We start from the raw sequence: 17,861 nt of genomic DNA, 5'->3' as shown, positions 1-17,861 counted from the left end.
TCAGAACCCCACCAGTTCGTCGATCTTGGCCTGGATCCGCGCTACCGAAGGCAAGACGAATTCCATCAGCGTCGGATGATGCGGACTGGGGATGTCGGGCATGGTCAGCCGGGCCACGGGGGCGTCCAGTTGCAGAAAGGCCTGCTCGGCGACCACAGCGGCGATTTCAGCGCCGAAGCCGGCCGTGCCCAGATCCTCATGGACGATCAGGCACCGATGGGTGCGGTTGACCGAGGCCAGTACCGCCTCGCGGTCCCAGGGCATCAGGGTGCGCAGGTCGATGACCTCTACCGAGCGACCCTCGGCGGCGGCCTCACAGCGCTCTACCATGGCTCCCCAGGTCACCAGCGTCAGGGCGTCGCCGGCTACCACCGTGCGCGCCTTGCCGAAGGGCAGCACGAAGTCGTCACCAGGATAGGGCCGCCGCGCCGAAGCGGCGTCGAGCATGGCGCGGTGCTCGAAGAAGATCACCGGGTCATTGCCCCTCAGGGCCGTACGCAGCAGGCCGACGGCATCCTCGGCATTGGACGGCACCGCGACCCGCCAACCGGGCGAGTGCACGAACTGGACCTCGTTGGTCTGGCTGTGCCAGGGATCGCCGCACTTGAAGAAGCCGCCGGGGATGCGGACCACCATGGGCGCGGCGAAGCGGTTATGAGTACGCCAACGCATGGTGCCGCAGTCGTTGATCTGCTCCATCGCCGGGTCGGCATACTTGCGGAACTGGATCTCCGGCACCGGCATCAGCCCCGCCAAGGCCATGCCCACCGCCCGGCCGATGATGCCCTCCTCCGACAGGCTGGTGTCGAAGACGCGCTCGGCACCGTACTTCTCCTGCAGCCCCAGGGTCACCGCATGTACACCGCCCTTGGGTCCGACATCCTCTCCGAACAGCGCGATCCGTTCGTTCACCGCCAATTCGTGATCAAGAGTGCGGCGGATGGCGGCGACCATGTTCAGTCGCTGGCCTGCGGGGGTGGGTGTTTCGCTGACCGGTGGCGGCACATAGCCTTCGGGATGCTGGCCACCCCGGAGCTGCGGTTCACCCTCGAAGAACACGTGGCGGGTCACCTGCTGCGGATCGCTGACCGGTCTGGCTTCGGCCGCTTCCCGCGCCGCCTCGACGGCCTCGTGGGCGGAACGTTCCAGCGCCTCCCAGGCATGCGCCGACAGGCTCGCCGGCACCAGGAAATCGCGCAGGCGCGGCAAGGGATCGCGCGACCACTCGCGTTTCACCGTCGCCGCGCTCTTGTAGGCCTGGGTGTCCTGGAAGCTATGCCCCTGCAGGCGAGGCACCTTGAGCCGCAGCAGGCAGGGACCCTGGCGGTCGCGCACGTGGGCGATGGCCTGCTGGATCAGGGCCGCGCTCTGCTGGGGATCGCAACCGTCGCCAGACAGCACATGCAGACCCTGAAAGCTGGCGAGGTTCCGGGCGATATCCGCGCCCGGGGTCTGGAAGGTCGAGGGGACGGAGATGCCGAAGCCGTTGTCCTCGATGTAGAACAACATGGGCAGCTTCTGGGTGGTGGCGATGGTCAGGGCGGACCAGAAGCCGTTGGTGGCGACCGAGCCATCGCCGCCCATCACCACGCTGATGGAGCGGGCAAAGCTCGCGTCGCCCATCACCCGGGCGCGGTACTCGACAGCCTGGGCCCAGCCGGCGGTGGGCGTGTACTGGGCACCGACGCCGCCGCACATGGGCAGCGCCGTGGCACCCCCCACATTGGGATGATTGAACACCACACCGATGTCGCGACCGTCGGAATAGCCCCCGGCGCGGGCCATGGACGACCCCAGGGCGTCGGCCAGGTCCACCCCGAGCGCCAGCAGCATCGGCCGCGAGCGGTAGTAGCCGCAGGCCGCGTCGTGGACATCGGTGAGGGACAGGCCCAAAAGAATCTGCGCCAGATCATGGCCGCGCGCGGAAAACTGGTAGAGCACCTTGCGCTCGGGCACCAGCCGCGTTTCCTCCAGTTCGTCGAGGGCGCGCGAGACCAGCATCAGGTAGGCCACCCGCTGCCAGTCATAGGCGGCGTGAGGAGCAGGCGCTGCCGGTACAGGCGCGGCCTGGCGAGGCTTCTTCTGAATCACCGTCATCTTGTTCTTGTCCTGTGGTGAGTGCGGTGCCGGCGGCGGGCGCGCCGAATCCCTAGGACAGGATGGTAAGAGCCGGGGCGGAGAAAGTGCTTTTCCGTTTTCTCGGAAAACGCATAATCGGAGCAAGAGCAGGTACGGAAAACAACAAATGAAAAATGAATCTACTCGCGACAGCTATTCGCTGAAAATTCTCGCCGCCTTGCAGCAGGACGGCCGCCTCTCGGTCCAGGACCTGTCCCAGCGCATCGGCCTGTCCACCACGCCCACCTGGAAACGGCTCAGGACCTTGGAGAAGGACGGCGTCATCCAGGGCTATACCACGGTGGTCGACCGCACTCGTGTCGGGCTGGCCACCTGTGTGCTGGCCGAGGTGAACCTGTCACGCCACGTGGAAAACGTGGTGGAGGAATTCGAGCGCGCGGTGCAGGACTGCCCCGCCATCATCGAATGCTTCAGCACCACCGGTCAGGCCGACTACCTGCTCAAGGTGGTCACCGCCGACATCGCCAGCTACGACGCCTTTCTGCACAGCGTCATCTTCAAGTTGCCGGGGGTGAGCGAGATCCGTTCCGCCGTGGTGTTGCGCGAGATCAAACGTCCCTCACCCCTGCCCCTCGATCAGCTGGGCTGACGCCTAGTCCGCCGCCTGCACCCGGCCGCGGCACTCGCCGAAGCCGATCGCAGGCAGGCCGGGCTTGCGGCAGCGTGCCCTGAGAATGACCTCGTCGCCGTCCTCCAGAAAGGTGCGGGTTTCACCGCCGGGCAGCTGCAGGGGCTGTTTGCCGCCTTGGGTGACTTCCAGCAGGCTGCCGCAGCTGCCCGCGTCCGGACCGGACAGAGTGCCGGAGCCGAAGAAGTCCCCCGGATTCAGGGCGCAACCATTGACCGTGTGATGGGCCACCATCTGCGCCACGGTCCAGTACATGTTCAGGGTGTTGCTCAGGGCGATACGCTGGGCGGGTAGCCCCTGCTGCGCCATGAGCGGTGTGTGCAGCAGCACCTCCAGCTCGATATCCAGGGCGCCCCCGGCCTGATCGTCCTCGTCGAACAGATAGGGCAACGGCTGTGGATCACCGGCCGGTCGCGCCGGTTGCGCCGTGCGATAAGGCGCCAGGGCTTCTGCGGTCACCACCCAGGGTGACAGGGTGCTGGCGAAGCTCTTCGACAGGAAGGGACCCAGAGGTTGATATTCCCAGGCCTGGATATCCCGCGCCGACCAGTCGTTGAGCAGACAGAAACCAGCGATATGCTCCGCCGCATCAGCGATGGCGATGGGCTCGCCCTGGGCATTGCCCGGCCCGATCCAGATGCCCAGTTCCAACTCGTAGTCCAGCCGGCGACAGGGTCCGAAGACGGGCGCCTCCTGTCCGGGCGGCAGCGTCTGGCCCCTGGGGCGCTTGAAGGCTTCGCCGGAGACGCCCAGTGTCGAGGCGCGCCCGTGGTAGGCGATGGGCACGTGCTTGTAGTTGGGCAACAGCGGATTGTCGGGGCGGAATAGCCGACCGATCTGGGTGGCATGATGGATGCCGACATAGAAATCGGTGTAGTCGCCCACGCGCGCCGGCAGGTGCATCCGGCAGGCACTCTGGGGGGGCAGCAAGTGCTCACCCAGTTCCAGGAGCTGGTCACGTTGCGGATGATCGGCCCGCAGCAGCGCCTGCACCGCCTGGCGCAGGGCGATCCGTGTCGCCTTGCCTGCAGCGAAGAAGGCATTCAGCGTCTCCTCGCCAGCCAGTTCCGCGGCCCGCTGCGCCTCGCCCTGGAACAGCCCGGCTTCGAGGGCGAAGCGCAGATCGAGGATGAAATCACCCACGGCCACCCCGCCACGCGGCGTCTCCTGGCCGCGACTGAACACGCCCAGGGGCAGGTTGTGCAGGGAAAAATCGGGATGATCATTGGCCGAGTCGACCCAGCTGAGTCCATCGGCGGTCATGGTTGCGGTACTCCGGAAGGTGCCACGAAGGACTTGGCCAGATCGGCCCAGCAGGCGTCATAGTCAGGCTGCAGCTGCGGCGAGGCGAGCGCGTGACGGGTTGGCCGCAGGACGCGACCGGTTTCGAACATGAAGGCCATGGTGTTCTCGATCTTGTGCGGACGCAGCTCCGCGGCGATGGCGTTCTGCGTCGAGAGGTGATCCGGGCCATGGGCGCTCATGCAGCCATGCAGGGACGCCCCGCCCGGCGCGAAGCCATCGGCCTTGGCGTCGTAGGCGCCCTGGATCAGGCCCATGAATTCGTTCATCAGGTTGCGATGGAACCAGGGTGGGCGAAAGGTGTGCTCGGCCACCATCCAGCGTGGCGGAAAGATCACGAAGTCGATGTTGGCCATGCCTTCGCTGGTGCCCGGAGCGGTCAGCACCGTGAAGATCGAAGGGTCCGGGTGATCGAAGCTGACCGTGCCCAGGGTATTGAAGTGGCGCAGATCGTAGCGGTAGGGCACGTTGTTGCCGTGCCAGGCGACCACGTCCAGGGGCGAGTGGTCCAGCTCGGTTTCCCAGAGCTCGCCGAGAAACTTCTGTACCAGGCGCGTCGGCACGTCCCGATCTTCGAAACGTGCCACGGGTGCCTGGAAATCCCGCGGATTGGCCAGGCCGTTGCTGCCGATGGGCCCCAGCTCGGGCAGCCGCAGGCAGCGCCCGTGGTTCTCGCAGACATAACCGCGGACCGGTCCGCCCTCGGGGATCTCCACGCGGAATTTCATCCCGCGCGGAATCACCGCGATCTGCAGCGGCTCGATGCGCAACAGACCGAGTTCGGTGACCAGATCGAGTCGGCCCAATTCCGGCACGATCAGCAATTCACCATCGGCGTCGTAGAACACCCGCGTCATGGAGATGTTGGCAGCATAGCGATAGATGCTCGCGCCTTCGGCCTGATCACCCGCGGCGGTCGCCACGAGCCGTTCCAAGCCGTCCAGGAAATCGGTAGGGGCTGTCGGCAACGGCAAGGGATTCCAGCGCAGCCGATTCGGCGTCGCCTCGCCCGGTTCATCTCCGGTCAGCTGCCTCGTCGAACGCAGGAAGCGGCCGTGAGCCGCCGAGGGCCTCAGCCGATACAGCCAGGAGCGACGCGCCTCGGCACGCGGCACGGTGAAGGCGGTACCGGACAGCTGCTCGGCATAGAGGCCGAAAGGTGCCTGCTGTGGTGAGTTTTGCCCGATCGGCAGCGCGCCGGGCAAGGCTTCCGAGTTCAGGTGGTTGCCGAAGCCCGACTGGTAGGTCGCTGACCTATCTTCTTCTCGTTGTACGTTCAACTGGATCACCTATTTGCGTAACAGGTTTACGCAAAAAGTAAATTGAACCCAGGAGAGCGTCAAGCTATAACGCTGCCTTTACCCAGTCGGTCGAGCAGATGACGAATACCTCCGAAGAAGCCCCGCCACGGCGGCAAAAGGTCCAGGCCGCGAAAGTCGGTACCGACATCCTCAAGGCGCTCGCCGAGTTGGCGCCCTCCACCTCGCTTTCACGCCTGGCCAGTCACCTGGACATGCCGGCGAGCAAGGTCCACCGCTATCTGCAGGCGCTGATGGCCAGTGGCTTCGCCGAGCAGGATCCGCGAACCAACCACTACGGCCTCGGCCAGGCCGCGCTGTTCGTCGGCCTCGCGGCATTGGGCCGCCTGGACGTGGTGAAACTGGCCGCGCCCGTGCTGGCGGCGTTGCGCGACGAGGTCGGCGAGACCTGCTTCCTGGCGGTCTGGGGCAACAAGGGACCAACCGTGGTTCTGGTCGAGCAGGCAGTCCGCGCCGTTACCCTGGTGACCCAGGTCGGCTCGGTGCTGCCCTTGCTCGGCTCCTCCACGGGCCTGGTGTTCAACGCCTTTTTGCCAGATGCCGAGACCGCCGCGCTGCGGGAAGAAGAACTTCGGCAGCCGCAGGCCCCCTCGCCTGCCAGCCTGGACGACAGCACTCGCCGACTGCGCGAAACCCGCCTCCAGCCCGTGCATGGCCTGCTGATGGCCGGCGTCAACGCGCTCTCCGCACCGCTGCTGGGCGTCGGCGGAAGCCTCGCGGGGGTGTTGACGGTGGTAGGTGCGGCCCCTGGTTTCACCGCGGATACCGAAGGTGAGGCCGCGTCCCGCCTCGAGGCCGCTGCCCAGGCCATCAGCGCCCGCCTGGGCGGCTAGGCCGGCCTGCGCGGTGAGCAGAGGGCTCGGCAAGCTCCATTGAGCCCTTTCTCTACTCCATTCGGCTAAAGGATTACTCAGGCTGGCCGTTTGCCATTAAGCTTATTATTTAGCGCGTTTATCATTGGCGCACTGCTTTCTGGTGACCCTTCATGAGTGCTCTTTCCCATCGCGATCGCAACCAGGCCCTGGAGCATTCGCTCGAACGTTTCTGGGACGTGGCCAAGCCCGTGGTCCAGGCGGCCATGTGCATCCACGTCGCCCTGCTGGTGGTTTTCGTCCTGCTCGACCAGGCCCTGATGGCCTGGGCCAACGTGTGCAGCGTGGCGGCCTACGTGGGTTGCCTGGCGGCCCTGCGTCAGCGTCGCTATCGCGTCGCCAGCCTGACGATGAGCTGTGAGATAGTCGCCCACGCCTGGATCGCCACCTGGCAGCTGGGCTGGGACAGTAATTTCCATTACTACGTACTGTGCATCCTGCCAATCGTCATCTACAACTACCGCACCGCGCCCATACGCCACCTGCTGCTGGTGATCGGCATCCTGGTGACCCTGGCGGGTGGCTACCTGCTGCATCCCGCCACCAGCCTGGCGCCCCTGGCGATCAAGCTGTTCGGCACGGTCAACATCATTTGCGCCCTGGTCCTGCTGCTCTACGGCACCGGTGCCTCTTTCCATCACAGCACCAAGATGCAGCTGGATCTCCTGCATTCCGCCAGCCACGACAGCCTCACCAACCTGTACAACCGTCGGCGCATTCTTCACCAGGCGGAGCAGCAAGCCGGCGTGAACGGCAGCCTCATCCTGTTCGATGTGGATCACTTCAAGCACATCAACGACCGCTTCGGCCACGACTGCGGCGATCTGGTGCTGCAGCGGATCGCCGATGTCATCCGCTGCGAGGTCCGGCATACGGATCTGGCTGCGCGCTGGGGTGGTGAGGAATTCCTGGTGTTGCTACCCCAGGCCCGGACCGAAGTGGCCTGGAGCGTAGCGGAACGGATTCGCCAGCGGCTAGGCGAGGTCACCCAGTCCCTTGAACGCGGTCCCACGCGGGTCACGGCGACGCTGGCGGTCTGCGAGATCCGTGACTGCGAAGCCTTCGCCAGCGCCCTGGAGCGCGCCGATCAAGCGCTCTATCGCGGCAAGCAGGAAGGCCGCGACCGGGTGATGCTGGCGGCCTGAAGCAACGCCGCTCGCGCCCTAGACCTCGAAACGCTGCAGGGCGCCGTGCAGATCGGCGGCCAGGCTCGACAGCTGCTGGCTGCTGGCACTGGTCTGCTGGGCACCGGCAGAGGTCTGGGTCGCCGCATCCCGGATCAGCGTCAGATTACGGTCGACCGCCGCGGTGGTGGCGGTCTGCTCTTCGGTGGCGGCCGCGATGGCGTCGTTGCGCTGACCGATCGCGGTGATCGCCTGGGTGATGCCCTCCAGCACCTGCCAGGTCGCCTCTGCCTGCTCGCGGGTATGGCTGGCCTGGATGCGACTGTGATCGAGCGCGATCACGGTCTTTTCGCTCACCTGCTGCACGCCGTCGATCAGGCCTTCGATTTCCCGGGTGGACTCGCCGGTGCGCCGCGCCAGGCCTCGCACCTCGTCGGCCACCACGGCGAAGCCGCGCCCGGCATCACCCGCACGGGCGGCTTCGATGGCGGCGTTGAGCGCCAGCAGATTGGTCTGCTCGGCGACGTTGCGGATCACGTCGAGCATTTTGCTGATGCCCTTGGATTGCTCGGCCAGATGATCGGCCTGGGCGGCGGCTTCATCCACATTGCCCACCAACTGGGTAATGGCCACCAGGGTCTGCTGGACCTGCGCCTGGCCTTGCTGGGCCTGCTCGACGCAGAGCCGTGATTCGGCAGAGGTGGACGTCGCGTGCTCGCACACGGCCTGAACCGCCTGGTTCAGTTGAGTGACCGCATTGGCCGCATCCTGGATGTCGGCGGTCTGCTGCTCCAGACTGCGGCAGCTTTCGTCCATCACCGCACTCATCTGTGTCGACGCCGACGCCAGCTGCTCGGAGGCATTGCCGGTGTGTACCAGTACCTCGCGCAGATTGCCCTGCATGCGCTCCAGCGTCAGCAGCAGCTGGGCCGCCTCGTCACGGCCCTTGGCCTCAATGGTCTGGCGCAGGTCACCCGCGGCAATGCCACTGGAGATCTCCAGCGCCTGGCGCAGCGGTTGCACCACGCTACGGGTCAGGCGCCAGGCCAGCAGCAGCAATAGCACGATGGCGCCACCGATCACCGACCAGACGATGGCGCGAGCCTGGATGAACTGGACGTTGGCCACCTCCCTGGCTTGGGCGGCGCCCTGCTTGTTCAGCTCGCGCAGGAGCTGCACCTGCATGTCCATCAGATCGCCCTTGAGGCCCACCACGGTATCCAGCTGCATCCGCGCGGCCGGGATCTTCTGCTGCTCGATCAGCTGTACTTCCTCGCGCAGACCGTCCACGAATGGCAGATAGGCCTCGTGCAGCGCCTTGATCGAATCGCCCTCGGTGGCATCGGTGATCACCGGCTCATAGTCGCGAAACAGCTGATTGGTCTCGTTGACCAGCTGCTCCAGGGTGATCCTGCTCATGGCCACGGCGCCCGGATCCTCGGCGTTGAGCAGGACCACCGAGGCCTGATTGCGCAGCTTGCCAAGATTGATCGCCAGGGAATCGGCGATGGCGATGCTCGGCAACCAGTCCTGCTCCATGCTCAGGGCCTGACGGCGCAACTGCTGCATCTCCCACAGGGAAAAGCTGCCGAGCCCGGCGAGCAGTACGGCCGCGAAGGTAAAGGAGCATAGCATTCGCGGGCCGGTCTTGAGGACTCTCAGCCAGGAGCGGCGGGACGGACGGCGAAAGCGTGCGAGGAAACGAAACATGGAGGCGCCACTGCAGAAAGACGGTCGAGCGGAGCAGCCTAGGCAAGCGAGATGTCGGATTGATTACAAACTGCCGTCCCGAATAAAGATCTGACGATTGCAGGCCTTGGCTACTGGGGCTAAGGTCCGCAACCTCCACTCGCTTCCCCTATCGCCGCACCCATGTCTCTTGCGCCATCCAAGGCTTCGACCTTCCAGATCCTGCTGCTCGGCATCGGCCAGATTCTGGTCTGGGGCGGCTCCTTCTTCATTCTCGCGGTGCTCGCCGATCCGGTGGTACAGGAAACCGGCTGGTCTCGCCAATGGGTCTATGGCGGCCTCTCCCTTGGCGTGCTGGTCTCCGGGCTGCTGGCACCGGCCTGTGGGCGGCTGATCGCTCGCCGGGGCGGGCGCACGCTGCTGTCGCTGAGCGGCCTGGGCGTGGCGGCTGGTTTGATCCTGATGGCCAGTGCCCAGCATCTGCCGCTGTTCCTGCTGGCCTGGGTGGTGATGGGCATCGGCATGGCCGCCGGTCTGTACGATGCGCTGTTTGCGACCCTCGGCACCTGTTATGGCGCCCAGGCACGCTCGGCGATCAGCGGCATCACCCTGGTATCCGGCTTCTGCACCGCCATCACCTGGCCCGTCGCGGCGCTGTTGGTCACCCACCTTGGCTGGCGCGGCGCCTGCCTGGCCTATGCCGCGGTCCTGCTGCTGACCATCTGGCCGCTCTACCGTCGCGCCTTGCCCGAGCCCGTAGCCAAGGGATCGGTCGCACGTTCGACCCAGGCAGCCGCGCCATCCGCCCCGGTGAACCAGGCGCTGTACACGGTGCTCACGGCGTTGTTCACCCTGGGTGCGGTGCTGATGACGGCGATCTCCATCCAATTGATCACCCTGCTGCAAGGCATTGGCTACAGCCTGGCAAGCGCGGTAGCCCTGAGTGCCTGCCTGGGCCCAAGCCAGGTGGCTTCGCGGATCATCGACCTGCTGAACCGCAACGGACATCCCCTGTGGACGGCCCTGGCCTCGGTAGTCTGCACGGCGGCCGGACTGCTGCTGGTTACCCTGGGACCCGCAGTCATCTGGGTCACGGTGACGGGGCTGGTGATCTTTGGCGCAGGCAATGGCCTCAGGGCCATCATTCGCGGCGCCCTGCCCTTGGTGCTCTGGAGTCCCGCGGACTACGCCACCGTCCTGGGGCGGATGGCGCGCCCAGCGCTGCTCGGCCAGGCGGCTACCCCCTTGCTGTGCGGCTACCTGCTGGAGCACCACGGCCCTCGGGCCGTGCTGGGGCTGCTCTGCCTGCTGGCGCTGGTCAACATGGCGCTGGTCGCCTGGCTGTTCAGGAGGCTCTTCGGCAACCGCGAGCGTCCACGCTGAAACGATCCTAGTCGCAGGCGAGCTCCAAAGGCACCAGGCGCAAGCGGATGCCGGTACGGCGCAAAGTCAAAATATCCCCCTCGCGCTGGCCGACTTCGTCGCCCAGGGTACTGCGCAGGGTTTCATCCGACAGGCATGCGTAGGTCCGTGGATCCTCGCCATGGCAGCTCTCGGCGATATGCAGCTCGCCGCGCAGCAACTTGCCCGCTGTACGCCCGCTGGTGAGATCCACGAGCAGATAATCTTGGTCGGGCTGATAGGTGAAGGTCATACAAACTCCCGGCGGCTGTAGCCATGGGAACCGCTCACCCGCCGATGGTTCAGGCGCTCGACGTGCCTTCTTCGTCCAGGCGATTGCGCAGCATGACCAGGGTTTCCCGCAGATCATCCAGGCCGGCATCACCCAGGGCGCAGACTTCCCGGACCTGGCTGTTGACGCCGCTGGCCTGCTCCCGCAGGGCGCGTCCGGCGGGCGTGAGCTCGATCGACAGGTTGCGCTCGTCTTCCGCGCTGCGGCGCCGCGTGACCAGTCCGGCCGCTTCGAGGCGCTTGACCACCGGGGTCAGGGCGCCCGAGTCCTGGCGCAGGCGGTTGGACAATTCCTTGAGCGTGAGGCCGTCGTGCTCCCAGAGCACCAGCATGATCAGGTACTGCGGAAAGGTCAGCCCCATGCTCTCGAGCAGAGGCTTGTAGAGCTGCGTCATCGCGAGCGAAGCCGAATAGAGGGAAAAGCACAGTTGTTGGTCGAGAAGCAGTGGATCTTTGGCTGTCATGGGATTTGCCATTACAAAAAGCGTGAAAAGAATGGACAGTGCCAACGACCCAAACCAGGGTGAAGACCGTGGTTACTAGGCGTCAGCTACCAGAAACATTCGGTAACTGGCACTGGATTCCGATAGCACAGGATGCCACAGTGAGCGGCTGGACATAAATAATAAGGGTAATACCTGCATGGCCGTTTCCTCTGCCGCGCCAGCGTCGCCTGGCGAAACCCCGACCGCCGCCGTGGCCGGCGCCTCGCCCCTGGTGGCCGGTATTCTTGCCTCCTGTGCCCTTGCCCACCTCATCAACGACCTGATCCAGTCTGTCCTGCCGTCCATCTACCCGATGCTCAAAGACAGCTATGGTCTGACTTTTACCCAGATCGGCCTCATCACCCTGGCCTTTCAGATCACCGCGTCCCTGCTGCAGCCCTGGATCGGTTTCCATACCGATCGCCATCCCAAACCCTATCTGCTTCCCGCCGGCATGGTCTGCACCCTGATCGGCGTGCTGCTGCTCGCTTTCGTCGGCAGTTTTCCGGCCATCCTGGCCGCCTCGGCCCTGATCGGAGTCGGCTCGTCCACCTTCCATCCCGAGACATCGCGGGTGGCACGCCTCGCCTCGGGAGGCCGCTTCGGCCTCGCGCAATCCACCTTCCAGGTGGGTGGGAATGCCGGCACGGCCATCGGACCGCTGCTGGCGGCGGCCATCGTCATTCCCTACGGCCAGACCCATGTCGCCTGGTTCGCGGTCTTCGCTCTGTTCGCCATCGGCGTGCAATACGGGCTGTCACGCTGGTACCGCAACCACCTGCGCAGCGCCAAGGGACGCAAGGCGGCTCCCGTGAGTCATGGTCTGTCGCGCCGGCGCGTGACCTTTGCACTGATCATTCTGGCGCTGCTGGTGTTCTCCAAGTACATCTACATGGCCAGCATCACCAGCTACTTCACCTTCTACCTGATCGAGCGCTTCGGCTTGTCGGTGGCCAGCTCCCAGCTGCACCTCTTCCTGTTTCTCGGCGCCGTCGCGGCGGGCACCTTTTTTGGCGGCCCCATTGGTGATCGTATCGGCCGCAAGGCGGTCATCTGGTTCTCGATTCTGGGGGCTGCGCCCTTCACCCTTGCCCTACCCTACGTCGACCTGTTCTGGACCAGTGTGCTTAGCGTCATCATCGGCTTCATCCTGGCCTCGGCGTTTTCGGCTATCGTGGTCTACGCCCAGGAACTGGTGCCAGGCAACGTGGGCATGATCGCCGGGATCTTCTTTGGTCTGATGTTCGGCTTCAGTGCCATCGCCGCGGCGGGCCTGGGCAATCTGGCAGACCATCGCGGCATCGAGTACGTGTATCAGCTGTGCTCCTACATGCCGCTGCTGGGCGTGCTCACCATCCTGTTGCCCTCCACTCGCCGCAAGGCCAGCTGACGACGGCGCCACGGGAGGCCCAAGCTCCCGTGGCTAACCGCTTCGGCACCCGCTACGCTGGCCGCCCCTGAGCCATCCGCCGAGTCGCGATGAAGAGCCCGCTGCACTACCTGGTCCGCTACCCCTCCGCCAACCTGCTGTTCATCCAGTTGCTCGGTCTGCTCCTGTATCCCTTCGTGGAACAGGAAGAGCACGGGCGCGCCATCATCGGTGCCTTCGGCATCATCGTCCTGGCCACGGCGCTGCGCATGGTGCGCCGCAGCCCGACCATCCAGTGGCTGGGCTTTATCCTCGCCGGCTGCATCCTGGTGCTCACGGTACTGGTGGAATGGCATGGCGATCGGCACCTGGTGGTGTCCCTGGCCATTCTCGACGCGATCTTCTATTTCTATGCTGCCGGCAGTCTCATCGCCTACATGATGGAAGACCAGCGCGCGACCACCGATGAACTCTTCGCGGTAGGCGCGACCTTCACGCTGCTGGCCTGGGCCTTCGCTCACGCCTACTCGGCCTGCCAGATCCTCCAGCCGAACAGCTTCACCGCCGCCAACGACCCCATGGCCGCACGGACTTGGACGGAGCTGCTCTACGTCAGCTTCGCCATCCTTTCAGGCGTCGGCCTGAGCGATATCTATCCGGTCAAGCCGATGGCGCGCTCACTGGTCATGCTGGGCCAGTTCTCCGGCGTCATGTACATCGCACTGGTGGTCACCCGCCTGGTGACCCTCACCGTACGCAGCCGCTAGCCGAATCGCGCCAGGGAGAAGCTGCCGAGATCGATGTCGCTGCGCCCGGTGGTCACCCGCTGGGCGAGCGCCTCGCCCAGCGCTGCCGAGTGCTTGAAGCCATGTCCCGAACAGGCGCTGACCACGGTCACGCCGGGCAGCCTCGGATGTTCGTCGATGATGAAGCCGAAATCCGGGGTGACGGTGTAGGCGCAGACGGCACTGCGCACTGCCCGCGCAGAGAGACCGCCAATCCACCTTCCCACTTGATTACTGAACAGCTGGCTCGATTCATCAGGATGAGAAAATCTATCAATCCCCATAGGGGTGGTATTATCTTGATACTGTTCCGTGGCGACCTTGATGGCGTTTTCATCCGGCAAGGGTGGGAAGCCATAGAAGAGATCGCTGTCGCCGCTGCCGTGGGCCAGGACGAAGCTGGGTGAATCAGGCGGAAACAGCGTGGGATTGGCGACTTCGAACCAGTGCAGAGTCTGACGGCAGACGCGCAGCAGCCGGTCGAAAGACGCACCCAGCAGCTCGGAGCTCCACATGCCAGCCGCGACGATGACCCGCTTGGCTCGCCAGCTGCCTTGCGCCGAATGCAGCCGCACGCCCTCCTCGTCTTGCTCAAGACCCTCGATGACGGTATCGATATGAATCTGCGCACCCCGCTCCCGAGCCGCGTTTAGCTGCGCCTGGATGCAGGCTTCCGGGTAGAGGTAGCCACCACCCGGTTCGAAGTAGCCCAGGGCGTCGTCCGCGACGCGAAATTGGGGAAAGCGCTGGCGGATGGTGGCGCCATCCCACTGCTGATGCTGGATGCCGTATTGACGAGCCAGCTCCAGGGTGGTCCGGGTGAAGTCCGGGCGGCCGTGGTGGGAGGTGGCCGTGGTCGTGGCCGTCATGATCAAGACGCCGCACTGCTCGAAGAGATTGACGCCCTGCTCCGCTTCCAGCTCGCGCCAGAGCTGCTGCGAGCGGATCGCGAGCGGAACATAAGCCGCTCCCTCGCCCACCGCCTGGCGGGTGATCCGGGTCGCCCCATGGCTTGAGCCCAGGTCGTGGGGCGGTGAATAGCGATCAATACCTGCGACCCTCACCCCACGCTTGGCCAACTGATAGAGCGTGGCCGCGCCCATGGCGCCTAGCCCGACAACAACGACGTCATAAGTCGCGATGGTCATTTTATCCCCTGCCTTTTCTGCTCAAGGATCGAACGCTATCAAGACGGGTCGCCCAGGGCCAAGGCCGGAATCCGAGACAGGATCCTGATCGTCTTGATAAACCGCCATTGCAGGGAGATGGTTAATTGAAATCCAGTAATACCAGGGGTGGTATTAAGCTGGATCGATCTTGAGGGAGTAGGCACCAAAACGGCTAGGCCAGTGAATGTGCTCAGGGCGCCGCCATCATCAGCAAAGCAAGGAGTCCGGTGAATGATCACCGAACTCCTTCACACCGCCACCCTCCTCCACCTCAGGTCATGCCCAACCAATTAGGCAAGGCGAGGGACACATAGGGCACGTAGGTCACCAGGATCAGGAAGGCCAGCATCACCAGCAGCCAGGGGGAAACGGCCTTGATGGTGGTGGTCAGCGGCATGCCGGTCACCGCTGAGGTAACGAACAGGTTGAGTCCTGTCGGCGGTGTGATCAGGCCGATCTCCATGTTGACCACCATGATGATCCCCAGGTGGATCGGATCGATACCTAGCTGTACCGCGATCGGGAACAAGATGGGCGCCAGGATGAGGATGATCGCTGATGGCTCCATGAAGGTACCGGCGATCAACAGCACGATGTTCACCACGATCAGGAACTCCACCGGCGAGAAGCCCTGGTCTACCACCCAGCGGGTGATCGACTGGGGAATCTGCTCGGTGGTCAGGACATGGGCGAACAGCATGGCGTTGGCGATGATGAACATCAGCACCACGGTCAGCTTGCCCGCATCGATCAGCACCCGATGGCATTCATGTCCTTGTGCACGAAGACGGCGATGATGGCCGCATAGATCGCCGATACCGCCGCCGCCTCCGTGGGCGTGAACATGCCTGAATAGATGCCACCGAGGATGATCACGATCAGCATCAGACCCCAGATGGCACGCCGGCCGGTGCGCAGCACCTCCTGGAAGGACGCTCGCGGCAGCGCCGGAATGTTCTTGATGCGGGCGATGACGTAGATGGTCACCATCAGCACCAGCCCCAGCAGCAATCCCGGCACCACACCCGCCATGAACAGCTTGCCCACCGAGGATTCCGTCGCCGTCGCATAGACCACCATGACGATGGAGGGCGGAATGAGAATTCCCAGGGTGCCGGCATTGCAGACGATGCCGGCAGCGAATTCGCGCTTGTAGCCCGAACGAACCATGCCAGCGATGACGATGGAACCTACGGCGGCGACGGTCGCCGGCGAGGAGCCGCAGAGGGCTGCAAACAGCATGCACGCCAGGATCGCGGCGATGGCCAGGCCGCCCCTGATGTGGCCGACGCAGGCGTTGGCAAACTCGATCAGCCGATGGGCCACCCCGCCGGTGGTCATGAAGGCGCCGGCCAGGAGAAAGAACGGAATGGCCATCAGGGTGTAGTGCTCGCTGGTCTCGAACAGCTTGATGGCCAGCGAGCGCACCGAGTCGTTGCTGAACAGCAGGATGGTGAGGGCACCGGAAAGGCCCAGTGAAATGGCCACCGGAATGCCGATGAACATGAGGACGAACAGCGCAAGGAACAGGAAGGTGATGGTCATGGCTGGCGCTCCGTGCCGTGCTGCCCGTCGACGAGCTTGAGGGCGTCCTCGGCTTCACTGTGTCCACCGAAGCCGGTCTGCTCGTTGCGCAGGATGCGCAGGAACACTTCGAGGAAGCGGATCAGCATGAGCGCGAAGCCGATCGGTACGATCATCACGATGTGCCACTGGCGCAGGCCGAAACGATCGAGGTCCTCGGCGCCGATGTTGGCGGTCATCAGGGCGGACACCCATTGCTGACTGGAGTAGGTCATCAGCCCGCAATAGAAGATACAGATGCCGACCGCCACCAAGGCAACCGCCTTGCGCAGGCCGGGAGGAAAGGTCTTGACCAGCAGATCGACCCCCAGGTGGGCGCCGATGCGCACGCCCCAGGCTAGGCCGATAAAGATCAGCCAGCCGAACACGGCCTTGGTCAGGGCGATGCTCCAGGTCATTTCCTGGGAGATGAAGAGGATGCCGTCTCCCAGGGCGAACAAGGGCCTTTCCAGGAAGGCGATGCGATCGGCGAGATAATAGAAAACGGCGTAAACGTTGTTGACCACCACGTAGACGAAGGTGATCAGGGTCATGACCGCCAGCAGGAAGGCGACGAGCGCCTCCTCTAGCCGGCCCCAAAGACGTGTCACGGCGGACATACGAACCTCCGACAACCACTGACAGGGGACGAAAGGAAGAAGCGCTCGCGGGTCTTCAGCTGGCTTTGTTGGCGTTGACCGCCGCCTCGATCACCTCGCTGCCGATCTCACCTTCGAACTTCTTCCAGACCGGCTGCATGGCCTTGCGCCAATCCTCGCGTTGCGCGGGGGTCAGCTCGATGATCTCGCTGGTGCCGGCCTTGGCGATGGCGCTGCGGGCTTCGTCGTTGAGCGCCTGGGCCTGGCGGTTCACCTCGACAGTGACTTCGCCCATCACCTTGTTCAGCTCGGTGCGCACGTCCTCGGGCAGGCCCTGCCAGAACTTGGTGTTGGTGATGACCATGTAGTCGATCAGGCCGTGGTTGGACTCGGTGAAATAGGGCTGAACCTCATGGACCTTCTGGCTGTAGTAGTTGGACCAGGTGTTCTCGGTGCCATTGACGACCCCGGTCTGCAGGCCTTGGTACACCTCGGCGAAACTCATCTTGCGGGGCGCGGCGCGCAAGGCCTTGAATTGCTCGTCGAGGACGGCGGACGCCTGCACGCGGAATTTCAAGCCGCGGGCATCCTTGGGCTCACGCAGTGGCTTGTTGGCCGAGAGCACCTTGAGGCCGTTGTGCCAGTAGGCCAGACCGGTGATGCCCTTGCCTTCCATGCTGGTCAGCAGCGCCTTGCCCTGAGGACCGGCCTGGAAGCGGTCGACCGCAGCCATGTCATCGAACAGGAACGGCAGATCGAAAACCTGCACCGCCTTGGCGTAATGCTCGAACTTGGCCAGCGAGGGCGCCAGCATCTGGACATCGCCCAGCAGCAGGGCCTCCATCTCCTTGCCGTCGCCGAACAGCGAGGAGTTGGGATAGACCTCGACCTTCACCCGGCCGGGCAGGCGTTCTTCCGCCAGCTTCTTGAACAGCACTGCGCCCTGCCCCTTGGGCGTGTGTTCGGCGACGACGTGGGCGAATTTGATGGTGATGGGGGCTTCATCTGCAGCGTGCAGCGAACCGGCGAAGGAAAACACGGCGGCACAGAACAGCGTCTTGAAGGGAAATGTGGGCATGGCGACACCTCATCTTGTTTTTGTAATCAGGTCGGGGTTATTTAACGC

At 64.4% G+C, this 17,861-nt stretch carries 15 protein-coding genes and 1 pseudogene; 6 read left to right on the top strand and 10 right to left on the bottom strand.

What is annotated here, in order from left to right; translation table 11 throughout:
- The gene (locus ACUCV0_RS16605; protein WP_482213177.1) at nucleotides 1–2,097 is read right to left on the bottom strand and encodes an alpha-ketoacid dehydrogenase subunit alpha/beta; all 2,097 of its coding nucleotides are present in this window, start codon (nucleotides 2,095–2,097) and stop codon (nucleotides 1–3) included.
- A gap of 148 nt (nucleotides 2,098–2,245) precedes the next feature.
- Here ACUCV0_RS16605 and ACUCV0_RS16600 point away from each other — a divergent pair, with 148 nt between their 5' ends.
- Nucleotides 2,246–2,728 carry an Lrp/AsnC family transcriptional regulator gene (locus ACUCV0_RS16600; RefSeq protein ID WP_482213176.1) on the top strand — a complete coding sequence of 161 codons (483 nt, stop codon included), beginning with the start codon at nucleotides 2,246–2,248 and terminating at the stop codon, nucleotides 2,726–2,728.
- A 3-nt stretch (nucleotides 2,729–2,731) separates the two neighbouring features.
- On the opposite strand, the gene fahA is transcribed toward ACUCV0_RS16600, so the two are convergent.
- Both fahA and hmgA read right to left on the bottom strand, forming a co-directional pair.
- Nucleotides 2,732–4,030: a fumarylacetoacetase gene (gene fahA / locus ACUCV0_RS16595; protein WP_482213175.1), complete on the bottom strand. Its 1,299-nt coding sequence runs from the start codon at nucleotides 4,028–4,030 to the stop codon at nucleotides 2,732–2,734.
- Entirely contained in the window at nucleotides 4,027–5,349 is a 1,323-nt protein-coding gene (gene hmgA / locus ACUCV0_RS16590; protein WP_482213174.1) for a homogentisate 1,2-dioxygenase, read from the bottom strand. The genes fahA and hmgA overlap by 4 nt, the downstream gene beginning before the upstream one ends.
- A gap of 98 nt (nucleotides 5,350–5,447) precedes the next feature.
- On the opposite strand from hmgA, the gene ACUCV0_RS16585 reads away from it, so the two are divergent.
- Both ACUCV0_RS16585 and ACUCV0_RS16580 read left to right on the top strand, forming a co-directional pair.
- Nucleotides 5,448–6,221, top strand: coding sequence for an IclR family transcriptional regulator (locus ACUCV0_RS16585; protein ID WP_482213173.1), 774 nt, complete (start codon nucleotides 5,448–5,450; stop codon nucleotides 6,219–6,221).
- A gap of 152 nt (nucleotides 6,222–6,373) precedes the next feature.
- Nucleotides 6,374–7,405 carry a GGDEF domain-containing protein gene (locus tag ACUCV0_RS16580; RefSeq protein WP_482213172.1) on the top strand — a complete coding sequence of 344 codons (1,032 nt, stop codon included), beginning with the start codon at nucleotides 6,374–6,376 and terminating at the stop codon, nucleotides 7,403–7,405.
- A gap of 18 nt (nucleotides 7,406–7,423) precedes the next feature.
- Here the strand turns inward: ACUCV0_RS16580 and ACUCV0_RS16575 are convergent, their stop codons facing one another.
- Nucleotides 7,424–9,094 (bottom strand): methyl-accepting chemotaxis protein, encoded by a 1,671-nt coding sequence (locus tag ACUCV0_RS16575; RefSeq protein ID WP_482213171.1) that lies wholly within the window; start codon nucleotides 9,092–9,094, stop codon nucleotides 7,424–7,426.
- Nucleotides 9,095–9,256: 162 nt separating this feature from the next.
- Here ACUCV0_RS16575 and ACUCV0_RS16570 point away from each other — a divergent pair, with 162 nt between their 5' ends.
- Nucleotides 9,257–10,456, top strand: a complete 1,200-nt coding sequence (locus tag ACUCV0_RS16570; RefSeq protein ID WP_482213170.1) for an MFS transporter — start codon at nucleotides 9,257–9,259, stop codon at nucleotides 10,454–10,456.
- A gap of 7 nt (nucleotides 10,457–10,463) precedes the next feature.
- Here the strand turns inward: ACUCV0_RS16570 and ACUCV0_RS16565 are convergent, their stop codons facing one another.
- Both ACUCV0_RS16565 and ACUCV0_RS16560 read right to left on the bottom strand, forming a co-directional pair.
- Complete coding sequence (locus tag ACUCV0_RS16565) at nucleotides 10,464–10,727, bottom strand: hypothetical protein (RefSeq protein WP_271654749.1); 264 nt, start codon at nucleotides 10,725–10,727, stop codon at nucleotides 10,464–10,466.
- Nucleotides 10,728–10,776: 49 nt separating this feature from the next.
- Complete coding sequence (locus tag ACUCV0_RS16560; RefSeq protein WP_059314783.1) at nucleotides 10,777–11,229, bottom strand: MarR family winged helix-turn-helix transcriptional regulator; 453 nt, start codon at nucleotides 11,227–11,229, stop codon at nucleotides 10,777–10,779.
- 178 nt (nucleotides 11,230–11,407) lie between these two features.
- On the opposite strand from ACUCV0_RS16560, the gene ACUCV0_RS16555 reads away from it, so the two are divergent.
- Together ACUCV0_RS16555 and ACUCV0_RS16550 are read left to right on the top strand one after the other, a co-directional pair.
- Nucleotides 11,408–12,640 (top strand): MFS transporter, encoded by a 1,233-nt coding sequence (locus ACUCV0_RS16555; protein WP_059314782.1) that lies wholly within the window; start codon nucleotides 11,408–11,410, stop codon nucleotides 12,638–12,640.
- An 89-nt stretch (nucleotides 12,641–12,729) separates the two neighbouring features.
- A complete protein-coding gene (locus tag ACUCV0_RS16550; RefSeq protein WP_271654748.1) occupies nucleotides 12,730–13,386 on the top strand; it encodes an ion channel in 657 nt (218 codons plus the stop codon).
- Here ACUCV0_RS16550 and solA read toward each other — a convergent pair.
- The 4 genes and pseudogenes from solA to ACUCV0_RS16530 all read right to left on the bottom strand — a co-directional run bounded on the left by solA (nucleotide 13,383) and on the right by ACUCV0_RS16530 (nucleotide 17,813).
- Entirely contained in the window at nucleotides 13,383–14,552 is a 1,170-nt protein-coding gene (gene solA, locus ACUCV0_RS16545; RefSeq protein WP_482213169.1) for an N-methyl-L-tryptophan oxidase, read from the bottom strand. The two genes, ACUCV0_RS16550 and solA, sit on opposite strands and share 4 nt — an antisense overlap.
- A gap of 292 nt (nucleotides 14,553–14,844) precedes the next feature.
- A pseudogene (locus tag ACUCV0_RS16540) lies at nucleotides 14,845–16,118 on the bottom strand (TRAP transporter large permease).
- Nucleotides 16,115–16,756, bottom strand: coding sequence for a TRAP transporter small permease (locus ACUCV0_RS16535; RefSeq protein WP_271654745.1), 642 nt, complete (start codon nucleotides 16,754–16,756; stop codon nucleotides 16,115–16,117). The pseudogene ACUCV0_RS16540 and the gene ACUCV0_RS16535 overlap by 4 nt, the downstream one beginning before the upstream one ends.
- 55 nt (nucleotides 16,757–16,811) lie before the next feature.
- On the bottom strand, nucleotides 16,812–17,813 hold the full coding sequence (locus ACUCV0_RS16530; RefSeq protein WP_271654744.1) for a TRAP transporter substrate-binding protein: 1,002 nt from the start codon (nucleotides 17,811–17,813) through the stop codon (nucleotides 16,812–16,814).
- Between the last annotated feature and the right edge of the window lie 48 nt (nucleotides 17,814–17,861).

The sequence above is a fragment of the Pseudomonas sp. VMV1 genome (genome assembly GCF_056790235.1).
This window is presented reverse-complemented; position numbering and strand designations above follow the sequence as displayed.